The 16,038-nt window shown below is 41.8% G+C and carries 15 protein-coding genes; 4 read left to right on the top strand and 11 right to left on the bottom strand.

The genetic code is table 11. The annotated features are described in order from the left end of the window. The first annotated feature begins 20 nt into the window (after positions 1-20). Positions 21-2,441: a transglycosylase domain-containing protein gene (locus A5886_RS05975; protein ID WP_086274104.1), complete on the top strand. Its 2,421-nt coding sequence runs from the start codon at positions 21-23 to the stop codon at positions 2,439-2,441. A gap of 108 nt (positions 2,442-2,549) precedes the next feature. Here the strand turns inward: A5886_RS05975 and ccpA are convergent, their stop codons facing one another. Continuing rightward, a complete protein-coding gene (ccpA, locus tag A5886_RS05970) occupies positions 2,550-3,548 on the bottom strand; it encodes a catabolite control protein A (protein WP_086274103.1) in 999 nt (332 codons plus the stop codon). A 192-nt stretch (positions 3,549-3,740) separates the two neighbouring features. Here ccpA and A5886_RS05965 point away from each other — a divergent pair, with 192 nt between their 5' ends. Further along, positions 3,741-4,841 (top strand): aminopeptidase P family protein, encoded by a 1,101-nt coding sequence (locus A5886_RS05965; protein ID WP_086274102.1) that lies wholly within the window; start codon positions 3,741-3,743, stop codon positions 4,839-4,841. Between the two features lie 33 nt (positions 4,842-4,874). After that, positions 4,875-5,759: an NAD-dependent epimerase/dehydratase family protein gene (locus tag A5886_RS05960; protein WP_086274101.1), complete on the top strand. Its 885-nt coding sequence runs from the start codon at positions 4,875-4,877 to the stop codon at positions 5,757-5,759. A gap of 66 nt (positions 5,760-5,825) precedes the next feature. Here the strand turns inward: A5886_RS05960 and A5886_RS05955 are convergent, their stop codons facing one another. The 6 genes from A5886_RS05955 to hprK all read right to left on the bottom strand — a co-directional run bounded on the left by A5886_RS05955 (position 5,826) and on the right by hprK (position 10,928). Next, on the bottom strand, positions 5,826-6,506 hold the full coding sequence (locus A5886_RS05955; RefSeq protein ID WP_086274100.1) for a YtxH domain-containing protein: 681 nt from the start codon (positions 6,504-6,506) through the stop codon (positions 5,826-5,828). 14 nt (positions 6,507-6,520) lie between these two features. Next, positions 6,521-6,946, bottom strand: coding sequence for a DUF948 domain-containing protein (locus A5886_RS05950; protein ID WP_086274099.1), 426 nt, complete (start codon positions 6,944-6,946; stop codon positions 6,521-6,523). Positions 6,947-7,091: 145 nt separating this feature from the next. After that, the gene (galU, locus tag A5886_RS05945) at positions 7,092-8,024 is read right to left on the bottom strand and encodes a UTP--glucose-1-phosphate uridylyltransferase GalU (RefSeq protein WP_086274098.1); all 933 of its coding nucleotides are present in this window, start codon (positions 8,022-8,024) and stop codon (positions 7,092-7,094) included. 33 nt (positions 8,025-8,057) lie between these two features. Beyond that, the gene (locus tag A5886_RS05940; RefSeq protein WP_086274097.1) at positions 8,058-9,074 is read right to left on the bottom strand and encodes an NAD(P)H-dependent glycerol-3-phosphate dehydrogenase; all 1,017 of its coding nucleotides are present in this window, start codon (positions 9,072-9,074) and stop codon (positions 8,058-8,060) included. Positions 9,075-9,147: 73 nt separating this feature from the next. Further along, positions 9,148-9,978: a prolipoprotein diacylglyceryl transferase gene (lgt, locus tag A5886_RS05935; RefSeq protein ID WP_086274096.1), complete on the bottom strand. Its 831-nt coding sequence runs from the start codon at positions 9,976-9,978 to the stop codon at positions 9,148-9,150. A 14-nt stretch (positions 9,979-9,992) separates the two neighbouring features. Beyond that, on the bottom strand, positions 9,993-10,928 hold the full coding sequence (gene hprK / locus A5886_RS05930) for an HPr(Ser) kinase/phosphatase (RefSeq protein ID WP_086274095.1): 936 nt from the start codon (positions 10,926-10,928) through the stop codon (positions 9,993-9,995). A gap of 165 nt (positions 10,929-11,093) precedes the next feature. Here hprK and A5886_RS05925 point away from each other — a divergent pair, with 165 nt between their 5' ends. Then, on the top strand, positions 11,094-12,794 hold the full coding sequence (locus A5886_RS05925; RefSeq protein WP_086274094.1) for a M3 family oligoendopeptidase: 1,701 nt from the start codon (positions 11,094-11,096) through the stop codon (positions 12,792-12,794). A 47-nt stretch (positions 12,795-12,841) separates the two neighbouring features. Here A5886_RS05925 and A5886_RS05920 read toward each other — a convergent pair whose 3' ends face one another. The 4 genes from A5886_RS05920 to phoU form a co-directional block, all read right to left on the bottom strand. Then, a complete protein-coding gene (locus A5886_RS05920; protein ID WP_086274093.1) occupies positions 12,842-13,201 on the bottom strand; it encodes a phage holin family protein in 360 nt (119 codons plus the stop codon). Beyond that, a complete protein-coding gene (locus A5886_RS05915; protein WP_086274092.1) occupies positions 13,201-13,509 on the bottom strand; it encodes a PspC domain-containing protein in 309 nt (102 codons plus the stop codon). The genes A5886_RS05920 and A5886_RS05915 overlap by 1 nt, the downstream gene beginning before the upstream one ends. Before the next feature lie 48 nt (positions 13,510-13,557). Then, a complete protein-coding gene (liaX, locus tag A5886_RS05910) occupies positions 13,558-15,120 on the bottom strand; it encodes a daptomycin-sensing surface protein LiaX (protein WP_086274091.1) in 1,563 nt (520 codons plus the stop codon). A 229-nt stretch (positions 15,121-15,349) separates the two neighbouring features. Then, positions 15,350-16,027: a phosphate signaling complex protein PhoU gene (phoU, locus tag A5886_RS05905; protein ID WP_086274090.1), complete on the bottom strand. Its 678-nt coding sequence runs from the start codon at positions 16,025-16,027 to the stop codon at positions 15,350-15,352. Positions 16,028-16,038: the final 11 nt, after the last annotated feature.

Raw genomic sequence — 16,038 nt, 5'->3', positions numbered from 1 at the left:
TATGTATTGAGGTGACTCTTTTGTCCCAGAAAAACAAACAGACCAGGACAACGAAGCAAAGAAACGGCGGCTGGTTCTACGTCAATATCAGCTTGCGCGTGCTCCATTCTCTCTTTTTAGTGGCAATTTCTCTTTTGATCCTAGGCGGTTCACTAGCATTGGGTATCGGTGCTGGCTACTTCGCTTATCTTGTCGAAGACACTGCTGCACCTTCTAAAGATGAGTTGGCACAAGAATTGACCGATATTACGGAAACATCGCAATTGGCTTATGCAGACGGCAGTAAGATCGCTACGATCCGATCTGACTTGATGCGGACTTCTGTCAATTCAGATGAAATTTCAGACTATCTGAAAAAAGCGATCATCGCTACCGAAGATGAATACTTCAACGTGCATAATGGTGTCGTGCCAAAAGCAGTCGTGCGGGCCTTGTTATCTGAAGCAACGGGCTTTGGCGGCAGTGGCGGATCCACTTTGACCCAGCAATTGGTCAAACAACAGATTCTTACCAGCGAAACCACCTTCAAACGGAAAGCCAACGAAATTTTATTGGCAATGGAAGTGGAAAAGTTTTTCAGTAAAGACGAAATCGTGACGATGTATTTGAACATCTCACCTTTTGGCCGCAACAATAAAGGTCAAAATATTGCCGGTGTCCAAGAAGCCGCTCAAGGTATCTTCGGTGTCAACGCAGCCGATCTCACATTGCCGCAAGCAGCATTCATCGCAGGTTTGCCACAAAGCCCTATCGTATACAGTCCGTATACCAATACGGGTGAGATCAAAGAAAATCTTACTGCTGGATTAGAAAGAAAAGATTTTGTACTCTTCAGTATGTACCGTAATCATGATATTTCAAAAGAAGAGTATGAAGAAGCGATCAAATATGATTTAAAACAAGACTTCAAGCAACAGCAAGCCATCGAGCAAACCGATCAAAGCTTCCTATATTACACTGTCTTAAATGAAGCCAAAGATATTATCGCGCAACAATTGGCTAAAGAGGATGAAGTCAGTGATGAGGATTACGCAACAGACGAAACGTATCAAAAATATGTAGATTTGGCGCAGCAAAAATTGGTCAACGGTGGCTACACCGTGACCTCTACCATCGATAAGAATATCTACAATGCGATGCAAGATGCTGTCGATAAGTACGGGTATATGCTTGATAACTGGGGCGATGCCACCATTGAAGTCGGCAATGTCATGATGGACAATGCCACCGGCAAAATTTTAGGCTTTGTTGGCGGACGTGATTACACTGAAAACCAATTCAATCATGCCTTTGATGCCAAACGTCAAGCTGGTTCTAGTATCAAACCGATGCTCGTATATGGACCAGCCATTGAACAAGGATTGATTGGCTCAGAGTCAATGGTCTCTGACTACGCAGCGAAATGGCGGACAGGAGAAAATGCGGGCGAAACCATCGCCAATGCTACGAACACAGGTACCAACACCTTTATGTCGATCCGCGACTCCTTAGAAGTATCAAGTAATATTGCTGCCACCAATATTTTCCAAGATCTATGGGAAGCAGAAGGTGATCATTTTTACGCTTATACCAACTATTTAAGCAAAATGAACTATCCAGAGGACAACAGCTGGGCCTATGAATCAGCCCCTCTTGGAGTCACAGATGTTACAGTCGCTACCCAAACCAATGGTTTTCAAACTTTCGCCAACAATGGTGTTTATGAACAAGGCTACATTATCGAGTCTATCAAAGACAATGACGGAGAAGTCCTATACCAGCATGAGTCTAATCCTGTTCAGGTCTATTCAGAAGCCACTGCATCAATCATGACCGATATGATGCGCAGTGTCATCGATGAACAAAAAACCAGTCCGTTCAAATCAATCATCAGCGGTCTAGATTATAACTTAGGCAATGCTGATTGGGTCGGTAAAACAGGATCAACCAATGATTATTCAGATTCATGGTTAGTGGTGTCTACGCCGTCCATCACCATCAGTAGCTGGGCTGGACGTGATGACAACAAAGGGACAGACAATACCGCAGGTACCAGAACAGCAAACTACATGGCGTATCTAATCAACCGGATTTACCAAAGCAATCAAGAAGTCTTTGGTGTCGATCAAACGTTCAAATTATCCAGTGATGTCAAAAAAGTCGAAGTATCCAAAGCAACCGGAACATTACCTGGCGGATCCGTTACAGTCGACAAGACCAGTATCAGCAATCCTTCCGCCAAAGTCACCTCTTATTGGGCGACAGACGGACCAAGTACTGTTAGCTTTGATTTCGGCATCGGTGGTTCTGACGCAAACTATAGCAACTACTGGAAGAAAATTGCACCAAAAACAACACGTACCACTACTTCTACTAGTACCAATAGCAACGCATCTGATACTGAGAAAAAAGACGATGACGATAGCAAGAACGAAACAACAGACAACAATGATGACGACTGATCAGCACCTGCTGATCAGTTTTTTTGTACAAAAAAAAGAGTCATTTCATCCCTTGGACGTGATCATCTTTGACCATGCGCAAGGAGTAGAAATGAATCTTTGAATGGTTTATTTTGTTGAACTTTTTTCTGAAATACCGTAAGGCAAGACAATGGTTTTTTGTTCCACTTCTTCTTTGTTCATCATTTTTGTCAATAAACGCATAGCTACAGCACCCATATCATATAGTGGTTGAGTTACGCTTGATAAGCGTGGACGTGCTGCTTCTGCAAGTAATGAGTTATTGCTTGTGATGATTTCGAAGTCTTCAGGTACTTTGACACCTTTATCCAATAAACCGTCTAAGATACCGATTGCCAATTCATCGTCGGTCACATAAGCGGCAGTCGCACCACTGTTGATAATACGGTCAACGATCGCCAAACCTTCTTTAAAGCTGTAAGGTGATTCAAAGATCAAGCCTTCTGAATACTCAAGGTTATTTTCTTTCAAAGCATCTTTGTAGCCCTTCAAACGGTTTTGGCCGTTGATTGGGTCGATCAATGCGCCACTAACAAACGCAATTTTTTGGTTGTTTTTCGCTAATAAAGAGACAGCATCTTTGGTTGCAGCAGTATAGTCAATATTGACACTGCCTACTTGTTCATCTGGATCGATAGAGCCTGCCAAAACAACGGGTGTTTTTGAACGAGAAAATTCACCACGGATCTCATCTGTGATTCGATGACCCATGAAGATCACACCATCTACTTGTTTAGCCAACAAGTTGTTCAGCACGTTGACTTCTTTCATTGTGTCACCGTCAGAGTTTGCCAAAATGATATTGTATTTATACATGGTCGCTACATCATCGATCCCACGAGCAAGTGAAGAAAAGAACATGTTGCTGACATCAGGAATGATGACACCGACTGTTGTTGTCTTTTTACTTGCCAAGCCACGAGCAACAGCGTTTGGACGATAATCCAAGCGATCGATCACTTCTAGCACTTTCTTACGTGTTGCTGGTTTTACATTGGGATTGCCGTTAACGACCCGTGATACAGTAGCCATTGACACATTTGCTTCCCGTGCAACATCGTAAATTGTAATTGTTTGTTTTTCCATGATATATCTCCCTTATTCTGTTTTCAGAAAATCTTATTTACATTTCTTTGATAGAATAGCAAACTTTTACCAGATTTGCAACCGTTTTAATTTCGTTTTCATGAAAACTTAGCTATTTTGCCAGAGTTCTTAGCACATTCTTTTACAAAGCGTGGTAAAATAAGATATATTACGCGAAAGAAGGAATTATCGATGAACAAAAAGAAAATTACAGAGTTGAATCAATGGCTCAAAGAAAATGGTGCAGAAGCAGGCTATATCTCTAATCCTGCCACGATTGCGTATTTTTCAGGTTTCAAGAGCGATCCTCATGAACGGGTATTGGCCCTCTTTCTTTCTCCTGATAAAGACCCTTTCCTATTCGCCCCTGCGCTTGAAGTGGAAGAAGCCAAAAACAGCGGTTGGCCTTATGATGTGATTGGCTATTTAGACAGCGAAAATCCTTGGGACAAAATCAGCCAAGAGTTGACTTCGCGCTATGATTTGAACAGATTAGCCCTTGAAAAAAATGACTTGTCCGTTGAACGTTATGAAGCCTTGAAAACGCGCTTGCCTCAAACTGATTTCAGTCTAGATATGACACCTATGATCCAAACGATGCAACTGACTAAAACCGCCAGCGAAATCGACACATTGCTTGAAGCTGGTTCTTGGGCAGATGTCGCTTTTGAGATTGGCTTTGCGGCCATCAAAGAAGGCGTCAGCGAAGCGGCCATCGTTGCTGAGATCGAATACGAACTGAAAAAACGCGGGGTCTCTCATATGTCCTTTGACACAACTGTCCTCGCTGGCGATAATGCAGCAAGTCCCCACGGTGTACCTGGTGATCGCCGCATCACAGCCAATGAATTGGTGCTATTTGACCTTGGCGTGATTTGGAAAGGCTATTGCAGTGATGCTACCCGTACAGTCGCATATCATGAACCAACAGCATTACAACGCAAAATCTATGACATCGTATTAGAAGCGGAACAAACGGCGCAAGCGGCAGTGAAACCGGGCATCACTGCTGGTGAGCTGGATCAAATCGCCCGCGATGTCATCACAAGCTACGGCTATGGCGAATACTTCAATCATCGCTTAGGACACGGTATCGGTACGACCGTACACGAATTCCCCTCTTTGATCACTGGCAATGATTTGGTGATCCAAGAAGGTATGTGCTTCTCTATTGAACCAGGCATCTATATTCCTGATCAAGTCGGTGTACGAATCGAAGATTGTGTCTATGTGACCAAAGACGGCTGTGTGCCATTTACCAAAACAACAAAAGAATTACAAATTTTATCTTGATACAAAGGATAAAGAATCAATAAGGAGGTTCCTATGACAAAGAAGGCATTGGTTTTAGGCGGTACCCGTTTTTTTGGGAAACATTTGGTGTATGCTTTACTGGAACAAGGAATAGACGTAACCATCGCTACCAGAGGCAAAACAGCTGATCCATTTGGCAATCAAGTCAAACGACTGGTCTTTGATCGCAGAAGTGAAGCAAGCATCAAGGACGTCTTGACGAAGGAAACCTATGATATTGTCTTTGATAACATTGCATATAGTGCCCAAGATATCGTGCACTTACTACGGCATGTCACCCCAACACGCTATGTTGTGACTACGTCCATGTCTGTCTATCCTACGTTACACCCTAACTTGGTTGAAAGTGATTTTCAACCACAAGATTATGATGTCCGCTTAGCTGAATCGGACCAATTGCCTTATGGTGAAGGAAAACAAACGGTGGAAACGATTTTGACGAAAGAATACCCAGAAGTATCCTCCGTCTTTGTCCGCTTCCCTTATGTAATCGGTCCAGAAGACTATACGCAACGTTTTGCCTTCTATCTAAAAAATCTAGTCCAGCAAGAACCGATGGCCATCGACAATCTCAGCCAGCAAATGGCCTTTGTCGATGCAGAAGAAGCTGGTCGATTCTTGGCCTTCTTGGGAACGAGTGATTACGTAGGACCCATCAACGGTGCATCGAAGGGAACATGCGCCCTTGAGGAAGTCTTGGCCTACGGTACTGCCAAAACAGGGAAAACACCTGTATTCGCAGCAGACGGCGCGAAAGGCCCTTATAATGGTACGCCTACTTATTCTATCGACACCACACAGGCTGATACGATTGGATTCGTATTCTCAAATCTTGAAGATTGGCTCTATCAATTGTGTGATTGGGAAATCAATCGTGCGATTGAAGAACACCTATAAACCAATAAGAAGCAGACCAACGTATCAGTCACGTTGGTCTGCTTCTTTGCATCAGCGATAACAAAGTTATGCTTCAGGGTTATTCTTTTCTAAAGTATCTTTTAATTCTTCTTTGGCATCTTTGAAATCTGCCTTGGCATCATTTGCTTCTGATTTCGCCGTTTTTTTGACATCATCCGCTGTTTTATCTGCTTCTTTTTTCAAATCTGTTGCGGCAGCTTTGCCTTCTTTTTTGGCATCATCTACGATAGGCTTTGCTTCATCAGCACCTTCTTTGACTGTGTCTTTCATATCCGCAGCAGTTGATTTGGCATCAATGATAATGTCTTGAAGCGCATCCTCAGCATCTTCTTTGTCAGAGGCTGCGGCTGACTTCACATCAGCAGCTGATTTCTTAAAGCGTTCTGATAAATCACCAGCTTGTTTTTTTAATTCTTCTACAGTATCAGAGGAAGTATCGACTGTTGGATCTTTCAAGTCAGCTACTTTCCCTGTCAAAGATTCAGTAAATTCTGATGCTTGATCACTTAGTTTTGTTACTTTATCTTTTGCGATATCAACCAAGTCTGTACTCTTTTCTTTCGCTAAATCACCATAATCTGACGCTTTATCTAAAAGATCATCTGCTTGCTGTGCCAATTTGTTGCGCAAGGTCTTTCCTGATTCTGGTGCCAATAACAATGCTGCGGCAGCTGCTGCTGTTCCTCCGATGATCGCTCCTAATAAAAATCCACCTTTTTTGCTCATGTAAAGTCCTCCTTTTATTTTTGGGTATTTTTGTCTTTAAAGAATTTCATCGCTGTTTGACCCACTTTACCTGCCACAGTTGCTTTCGCTGTGGTCCGGCCTAAGCTGCCCACTCGCGTGATCAAATTTTTACCAGATACATTCAATTCAGATACACTGGTACTCAAATCTGCCACTGCGGTGAACAATGGATCGATGGTTGCGACTTTTCCATTGACATCTTGTAAAAGCTCATTCGTTTTTACGAGTAATCCTTCGACTTCTTTAGAAAGAATGTCGACATCTTTGGTGATGACTCGAATCGTGGTATTGGCTTCTTCCACCGTTTTATCCACCTTCGTCATCGTTTTGCTCACTTGCATCAATAATCGTACAACAAAGACAACGAGTACGACAAATGCGATTGCTGCGATCAGTGCAGCAATTTCTCCTCCTGTCATAGAATGGCTCCTTCCCGATTTACTTATACTAAGAATAGCATTTTGATCCCTTTTCGACAAATAAAAGACAGTAACCTAATCAAATAATACGCTTTCATTTGCTTTTTATAAAACAGGGCTGTTTCAGCCCTGTTTTTCGCGTGTATTACGCTTTGTTTGTCGTTTTATCTTGTTTAGCAGGCGCTTCTGTTTGCTCTGGCGCATCTGCAGCCAACTCTTTGCCTAGATCGATCAAATATTTTTTCAAATTATCTTTGACTTCAGGATGTGTTAAGCCGTATTCGATGCTGGTTTTCATAAAGCCGAATTTGTCGCCAACATCAAACCGTTTTCCAGTAAACTGACGGGCAAACACGCGTTGCGTTTTATTCAGTGTGTCGATTGCATCCGTTAATTGGATTTCATCGCCGGCACCTGGCGCTTGTTTGGCTAAGACATCAAAAATTTCTGGTGTCAAAAGGTAACGGCCAATAATGGCTAGATCACTAGGTGCTTTATCAGGTGAAGGTTTTTCAACAAAATTCTTCACATTGTATAGTCCTTTATCGACTTGCATCCCTGGATCGATAATGCCATATTTGGAAGTATCCTCATGTGGTACATCCATAACAGCAATCGTGGAAGCATGGGTTTTTTCATAATCATCGATCAATTGTTTGGTCAATGGAACTTCGTCTTCCATCAAGTCATCACCTAACATCACAACAAACGGCTCATTGCCGACAAAGGCACGGGCTTGCAGTACCGCATGACCCAATCCTTTAGGATGTGATTGACGAATGAAGTGCAGATTTACATCCGTTGTTTCTTCCACAAGCTTCAATAAGTCGGTCTTGCCTTTTTCTTTTAGATTCATTTCTAATTCTAAATTGGCATCGAAGTGATCTTCGATTGGGCGCTTGGCTTTCCCAGTAACGATCAAAATATCTTCGATCCCTGATTTCAATGCTTCTTCAACGATAAATTGAATCGTTGGCTTATCTACGATTGGCAACATCTCCTTGGCCATCGCTTTTGTTGCAGGCAGGAAACGGGTTCCTAAACCAGCTGCTGGAATCACTGCTTTTTTTACTTTCATGTCATTCGCTCCTTTATCCCATCAATACTATCTTTAGATTGTAAATTCATTTTCAACTTTGCCATCTCGCAACATGATATCTTTCGCTGCTTGGTGAATATCTTTTCCTTCATAGAGCACAGAATAGATTGTTTCTGTGATTGGCATATCCACTGACAAATCTTCAGCAAGTTCACGGGCTGCTTTAGTGGTGGAGACGCCTTCGACGATCATACCCATATTGTCCAACACTTCATCAAGACTATGGCCTTTGCCTAGTAAGTTACCGGCACGCCAATTTCTTGAATGGACACTTGTACAGGTAACGATTAAGTCGCCAACACCGCTCAAACCGATAAAGGTCAATGGATTGGCCCCCATTGCCACGCCGAGACGACTGATTTCAGCCAATCCACGGGTCATGATCGCAGCTTTGGCATCATCGCCAAAGCCAAGCCCTGCGATCGCACCGGCACCGATGGCGATGATGTTTTTCAATGCAGCGCCTGTCTCGACCCCAATGACATCATTGTTGGTATAAATCCGGAAATAATCATTCATAAATAAATCTTGAACATATTTGGCAGATGCCGCATCTTCGCACGCTGCAGTAATCGTGGTAATATCCCTAACAGCTACTTCTTCCGCATGGGAAGGTCCTGATAGTACGACAATATCTTTGCGCTTATCGCTACTGATTTCTTCTGCCAAGACTTCTGAAATGCGCTTATGACTGCCTTGTTCCAAGCCTTTAGAGGCATGGATGATCATTGGTTGATTTTTGGTCGTTGTTCTGAATTCTTGTGCCACAGCTCGAATCGCTTTCGTTGGCACGACGAACAAGACTGCATCAGCATCTTCGATTGCTTCTGCCATATCTTTACAACCCAAAATATTTTGCGGAAGTTTCAAATCGGGTAAATAATGACGATTCGTATGGTAGTTGTTGATTTCATCGATTTGTGCGGGATTGTTGCCCCAAATCGTCACTTGATGTCCATTTTCAGATAGGACTTTTGCCAGAGCAGTTCCCCATGAACCAGGTCCTAAAACGGCTATTTTTTGTTTCACTATGGAAACCTCCTCATAAATTTCATTGCATCTAAGCATTCTTTATTTTAGCATATTTCAGCAAAAATAACTGTTAGATTAAAAATTGGTTGTTGCCAAATCCGCGATTATACTCTTTTGGTGCTTCTTTTTTACGGCGCCAAATCAACAATACGATCGCACCAACAAATAACAATGCCGACAATGCTTGCGACACTCTCAAATCTCCTACGAGATATAGACTATCTGTCCGCATCCCTTCAATAAAGAAACGGCCAAAGCCATACCACATCAAGTAACCTAAGAAAACTTCGCCTTCTTTTAAGAGACCTGTTTTCTTACGCAAAACGATCAATACGATAAAGCCAATCACATTCCAAACAGATTCATATAAGAACGTAGGTTGCCGGTAAGCTTCATCGATGTACATATTGTCAATGATAAACTTCGGTAAATGCATGCTTTCTAAGAACGCGCGGCTGACTTCTTCCCCATGGGCTTCATGGTTCATGAAGTTGCCCCAGCGCCCAATGCCTTGTGCCAACAACACACTCGGTGCAGCAATATCTAAAAAGGTCCAAGTTGAGATAAAATTGCGTTGACAGAAAAAGTATAACCAAATGCCTCCTGCAATCAGGGCACCATAAATGGCGATCCCTCCTGAACGGATATTGAATATCTGCCCTGGATCATTCAAATAATAGGGCAGGTCAAACAGAATATAATACAAACGAGCGCCTATGATCGACACTGGCAAACCAATCAACATAAAGTCCGTCACGTCATCCGGCTTTAAACCTACGCGGACAGCTTCTCTAGTACTCAACCACATGGCAATGATCACACCAGAAACGATAATGATCGCATACCAATATATGGGTAAACCAAATAATTCAAATGCAACACGATTTATTACAGCTAACATCCATCTAACCCCTTTTAGTTTCCAGAATTTTCTTCGATCAATTGTGTCAATCGATTTTCAAATGTTTTGGTTGCATCATAGCCCATTGTTTTGGCCCGGAAATTCATTGCCGCAACCTCTATAATGATAGCCACATTTCGTCCAGTTTTTACCGGGATTTTGATTTGCGGCACATCCACACCACCAATTTCAACCGTTGTATCATCTGTTCCTAATCGGTCATATTTTTTGTCTTTCGCCCATGCTTCTAAATATACAGCCACTTGGACTTGCATATAGCCTCGGACAGCACTCGCACCGAACAAGTTCATGACATCGATGATCCCGATACCACGGATCTCAATCAAATGCTGCAGAATCTTCGGCGGCTCACCGACGAGGGTCAATTCATCTTGTTTATAGACATCTACCCGGTCATCCGCAATCAAACGATGCCCGCGTTTGATCAATTCTAACGCCGTTTCACTCTTACCAATACCGCTATCCCCTTGAATCAAGACACCCAAGCCATAGACATCCACCAATACCCCATGGACGCTGGTACGAGAAGCCAAGCGTCCATCTAGAAAACTAGACAGTTCGCCTTGCAATCTTGATGTGGAAATCGGTGAACGCAACAATGCGATATTGTTTTCGCGACAGGCTTGAATCATTTCTTCTTGAACAGCCAATCCTCTTGATACAATGAAACCTGGCGTATCATCAGCACACATTTTTCGCATAACCATCAGTCGTTCCTCTGGCATCATCCGTTCAGCAAACGTGATTTCCTTGCTGCCAAACAGCTGTAAGCGATCATGTGAGTAATAATTAAAATAACCCGTTAATTCTAATCCAGGCCGTGAAATATCACCAGTAAAAATCTCCCGTTCTAAACTGGTCTCATTGCCTTCGATAATTTCTAATTTTAACGCCTCAGCCAGTTCACTGACTTTGACTGTTTCTGCCATTTGATTCCCTCTTTTCTCATTGATTATCATTGGAAACGCATATCTTTCATGCGCTATTCTTGTTCTATTTTATCATTCTCTGAGGAAAGATACTACCTTCGCCTTCGCGTGACCGTTATTCTTTTTTTGTTTTATGGTATGATTGACGTAAGGAGGGAATAAAAAATGAAATTTGCAGATTATACTTACCAAAGACCAGACTTTCAAACATACCAAGAAACCTATAAACAAGCCCTTTCTTCATTAAAGGAAGCGACTACATTGTCTTCAGCCAAAGAAGCTGTAGATACATTGAATCAATTAAGAGGCACGATCGATACAGCCGCAAATTTGGCTTCGATTCGTTATTCAATCAATACCCATGATACGTTTTATGAAGCGGAGGATGTGTTTTGGAATGACTATCAACCCCATTTCGAGGCATTAGACTTTCAGTTTTATCAAACACTTTTATCATCGCCGGTTTTAAATGAATTAAAAGAACTTTGTCCTGAAACATTATTTCTATTTGCAGAGAGCCGCATCAAACTATTCGATGAATCGTTGATTCCCCTTTTCCAAAAAGAAAACCAATTGGCTTCAGATTATGGCAAGCTTGTTGCATCTGCCCAAATCGATTTTCAAGGTCAGACCTATACATTGGCACAACTACGTCCCTTTACGGAACATAAAGACCGTCAGATCCGCCAATCAGCTTTTGAAAAACAAACCGCCTTTTTCGCTGACAATGAAGCCCAATTCGATCAAATTTACGATGATATGGTCAAAGTCAGAACCGAAATCGCCCAAACGCTAGGGTTCAAGAATTATGTCGAATTTGCGGACACGCAAATGAACCGCTGGGATTATGACCGCAAAATGATTGAGACTTACCGACAAGAAATTCTAGAAAAAGTTGTACCGATCACGCAAAAATTATACCAACGACAAGCAGAACGCAACCAATTGCCACATGCGACTTATGTTGACCTACCATTGGTTTACCCAACTGGGAATGCCACACCAAAAGGCACGCCTGAAGAATTGGTGGAAAAAGCCCGCATCATGTATCATGAACTGTCATCAGAAACAGGTGCATTTTTTGATTTCATGGTCGAGCATGATCTACTAGACTTACTTAGCAAAAAAGGCAAACAATCTGGCGGTTATTGTACTTTCATTCAAGACTATCAATCTCCTTTCATTTTCGCCAATTTCAATGGGACTTCAGGGGATGTCGATGTCTTGACTCATGAAGCTGGTCATGCCTTTCAAGCGTTCTCATCTCGATGGATCAAAGAACCGGAAATTTTATTCCCTAACTTTGAGTCATGCGAGATCCATTCTATGTCAATGGAGTTTATTGCTTGGCCGTGGATGGATAGTTTTTTTGAAGAGGAAACAGAAAAATACAAATTTGCCCATCTAGCCAGCAGTTTGCAATTCTTGCCATACGGTGTATTGGTCGATCACTTCCAACAAGAAGTCTATACGCATCCTGACTGGACACCAGAGCAACGAAAACAATGTTGGCGCACATTAGAAAAACAATACTGTCCAGAACGCGATTATGTAGAAATGCCTGATTTAGATCGCGGGTTGTATTGGTTCCGTCAAGGGCATATTTTCGAGTCGCCATTTTATTATATCGACTACACGTTGGCCCAAGTCTGCGCATTTCAATTCTGGTATCGATTTATCGTTGCCAAAGATGACACAGCATGGCAAGATTACTTGGCTATCTGCCAAGTAGGTGGTACAAAAACATTCTTAGAAATCCTATCACTGGCAAACTTGCGTTCACCTTTTGAAAAAGGTGCTTTGGATGATACTTTATCCGCCGTTGATGCATTTCTAGCTAGTATCCCAGAATCACAATTAGAATAAAAAAAGCTGTTGGCGCTTCGCATTGATGCGAAAGCCAACAGCTTTTTTTATTTTGAATATTTTTCAATATGATGCTCTGTGACGATCATATTGATGACTGACATGATCAATGCGACCAAAATTGCTGCGCCAAATGAGGAGAACCCAAAACTTGCTGCGCCGACAAAATAAGAAGTCAAATTCAACATCAGTGCATTGATGACAAAGCTGAACAAGCCAAATGTCAGTAATGTCAATGGGAAAGAAATCACTGTTAGAATCGGTTTGATCAGTCCATTAAGGATCGACAATACGAAACTCGCGATCACTGCGGTCAAAATACTTTCAACATGCACCATATTCGGCAACAATACTGCCAAGGCAACAAACGTCAAAGTATTCATGATCAATCGTTGGAAGTAAGACACTAGAAGTCACTCCAGTCCTCATCCTCTACCTTTTCCGCTTGTTTGCGGGGACGACTTGATTCTTTGTAATTGTTTTTTTGATAATATTGATTGTCATGTCCAGATCCATTGGCACTTTTACGACCTGAAGGAATCAAGATTGCCAATATGATATATAAAGTGATGCCAGGGAAAGCTGCTGTCACTAAAGATAGAAAGACATAGATCACGCGAACGATGGTTGGATCGATGCCCAAATATTCAGCTACGCCACCTAAAGTACCTGTTATCACAACATTGTCGGTTGATTTCATTAATTTTTTGTTCATATATCTACACCTTCCTTCTTTGCTTCAATGATAGATCAGTTGTTTGGTTTATTTGTCTGTGTCTTTGATGAACACATTACCAGTCGTTGTGGATAAATCGATTTGGGCCACTTTATCAGCCACACGACGAAATTGTAGCAATTGATTCAAGCGTTCTTTCTTTTCACGAACGATTTCTGCATCCATCAAACGATTGTTGATACTGCCTAAGCTTGTTTTGGCAAGCCCTTCAAAGCCAATGCCTTCTGGGAGTGCTACTTTTACATTCCCATTCACTGAGCTGGCATTTAATTTTTGTAGATTAGTATCTTTGAATGTTAAACGTATATTTCCGTTGACCAATGAAATACCGGTATTTTGTGGTGTCGCAGTTACTGTAACATCCCCATTGACCGTTTCAATGATCGCATCCAAAATGTCGCCTTCTCGTACGGTGATCGTGCCATTGACACCTTCGATCTCCAACATCGATGCATTAACTTGACGGAAATCGATATTGCCATTGGTTGATTTCGTGTAGATATCTTTTGCATCTAAGTCATTGACGATCACATTGCCATTCAATAATTTGACTGCTACGTGGTCATAGGTCCGTTTTGGCAAGTAGAAATCTAAATCAGCTCTGATCCGTTTGTTAGGAATTTGGAACGAGATCCGTTCATCATCCACCTCGATCTGACTTCTTGTTTCAAAGGCTTCAAATGGTTCAACAGCTTCCATTTTACCATATAATTTGATTTTGGCATCCACTTTGACACCTGGACCATCCCAAGTTGCAAAAGTCACATTCCCGTTGGCTAATTTGATATCGATCAAGGTAGCCTCAGTTTCTTCATACGTAAATGTATGTTCGAATTTTGTGGCTGCGACACCAGGGACTTTCAAGTTGATGTCTTTCCATTCCATGTTGTCATTGACCGAATCAGTCACTGTCCGCATGGTTTTTTTCAAGAATCTACCGAAATGACTGCCTGCGTCGACCATTTTTTCACTGACTTGATTAATGGTATCTGTGGCTTGTTCTTTCCAGTCTTCAGGAATATCTAATTTTTGACTGATTTTTTCTTTCGCTTGTGACCATTGGTCTTTACGAATATTTTTCAATTTTGCATCCAGTGCTGCTTTTTCCTCGGTCAAAGCATCTAATGACTCTTCAAGGTCTGTAATTGTAGATTCAGCTTCTTGTCTTGATGCCAATTCTTCATCAGATAATTGATCCAACTCTTCTTTGGTATTCAGTTGCATCACTGTTTCTTGTGCTTCCTTCAACTCTTCTTTCAAACCAGCGATCTCAACATTGATTTCATCTAATTCAGCAGACGCTTGATTGGCATCTGTAGCAAGGCTGTCTAAAATCTTTTCTAAGTTTTCTTTGTCTTGCGCTTCGTTTTGACGTAATTTTTCTTCTCCATCAAAATCGTCGGTCTCTATAGTTGTCGGTTCAACTTCATCAAAAATATCAGTTGTCTTATCAGCGGTCACTTCAGCTGCAGCTTGGTTGATTTGTTGTTCATCTTTGTCTTTTGCCATACTTTCCAGTAAATCTAAGGCTTCTTCTGTAGAAAGCACACCTTTTTTTACTAGATCCAAAATACGTTCTCTTTCGTTCATGGAAATTGCCTCCTTCAGCAAATGTGTGATTGCTTATTTAGCTTACGAACCTATTATGCCTTTTTTGCGGATATGTGTCATAGGTCTTAAGTACCAACTTTCGGTCAATCTGCAGTATGGGTAGTTTTGAAGGGCTGAATCATCTGATTATTTTTGTTTAGGCTGCATATTCACTTTACCAAAAAAAAGAAACACTGTCATCGACAATGTTCCCTTCATTCATCTCAAATCAGATCATTTCAGTCCGATTGGTATTCAATTCGCTGATTTTCCCTGTCGCTAAGTAGACGATCCACTCACAGATATTGGTGACATAGTCACCAATTCTTTCTAGATACTGGGCGACTGACAGATAATCAGTCCCGCTGACAACCGTTTCAGGATTGGCTTTCATACTTTCGATCGTTTGGTAATAAATATCACGATAATATTCATTGACCCGTTCGTCCATTTGCGCAATCATGCGGGCATCGTCTTGGTCTGTTTTGACATAAGCCACAAGTACATTATCGACCATTTTTTTGACATAATCAGACATGTCAGAAATTTCTTTTTCGATTTCTGCGATTCTGGTTTCGCCTTTGACGCGGATCGTTGATTTGGCGATTGAGACTGCATGGTCGCCCATGCGCTCTAAGTCAGAGCTGGCTTTCATGACCGTGATGATCATCCTCAGATCCGTTGTGACCGGTTGTTGCAAGGCAATCATTTCAAAACTTTTCTTTTCTAAACGGACTTCCATATTGTTGATTGCTTCATCGTTTTCAATGACTTGTTGGGCAATTTCTTTGTCATGTTTGACATATGCCCGAACTGAGTTATGGATCGCGTTGCTGACCAACATCCCCATCTCGTAAAACTGATTATGCAAATTCAGTAATTCTTCTTCAAATTGTGTACGCAACATCCCTTTTCCTC

This window comes from Candidatus Enterococcus testudinis, from assembly GCF_002140915.1.
Taxonomy (GTDB): Bacteria; Bacillota; Bacilli; order Lactobacillales; family Enterococcaceae; genus Enterococcus_D; species Enterococcus_D testudinis.
The sequence above is the reverse complement of the archived record's forward strand: the minus strand, read 5'-3'. Positions and strand labels throughout refer to the sequence as shown.

Coding starts and splice junctions, on each gene's coding strand:
- A5886_RS05950 (WP_086274099.1), bottom strand. CDS start 6,946: ATGACAGGAGGAGAAATTGCTGCACTGATCGCAGCAATCGCATTTGTC.
- A5886_RS05955 (WP_086274100.1), bottom strand. CDS start 6,506: ATGAGCAAAAAAGGTGGATTTTTATTAGGAGCGATCATCGGAGGAACA.
- lgt (WP_086274096.1), bottom strand. CDS start 9,978: ATGTTAGCTGTAATAAATCGTGTTGCATTTGAATTATTTGGTTTACCC.
- hprK (WP_086274095.1), bottom strand. CDS start 10,928: ATGGCAGAAACAGTCAAAGTCAGTGAACTGGCTGAGGCGTTAAAATTA.
- A5886_RS05915 (WP_086274092.1), bottom strand. CDS start 13,509: ATGAACAAAAAATTAATGAAATCAACCGACAATGTTGTGATAACAGGT.
- phoU (WP_086274090.1), bottom strand. CDS start 16,027: ATGTTGCGTACACAATTTGAAGAAGAATTACTGAATTTGCATAATCAG.
- A5886_RS05960 (WP_086274101.1), top strand. CDS start 4,875: ATGACAAAGAAGGCATTGGTTTTAGGCGGTACCCGTTTTTTTGGGAAA.
- A5886_RS05965 (WP_086274102.1), top strand. CDS start 3,741: ATGAACAAAAAGAAAATTACAGAGTTGAATCAATGGCTCAAAGAAAAT.
- A5886_RS05925 (WP_086274094.1), top strand. CDS start 11,094: ATGAAATTTGCAGATTATACTTACCAAAGACCAGACTTTCAAACATAC.
- liaX (WP_086274091.1), bottom strand. CDS start 15,120: ATGAACGAAAGAGAACGTATTTTGGATCTAGTAAAAAAAGGTGTGCTT.
- galU (WP_086274098.1), bottom strand. CDS start 8,024: ATGAAAGTAAAAAAAGCAGTGATTCCAGCAGCTGGTTTAGGAACCCGT.
- ccpA (WP_086274103.1), bottom strand. CDS start 3,548: ATGGAAAAACAAACAATTACAATTTACGATGTTGCACGGGAAGCAAAT.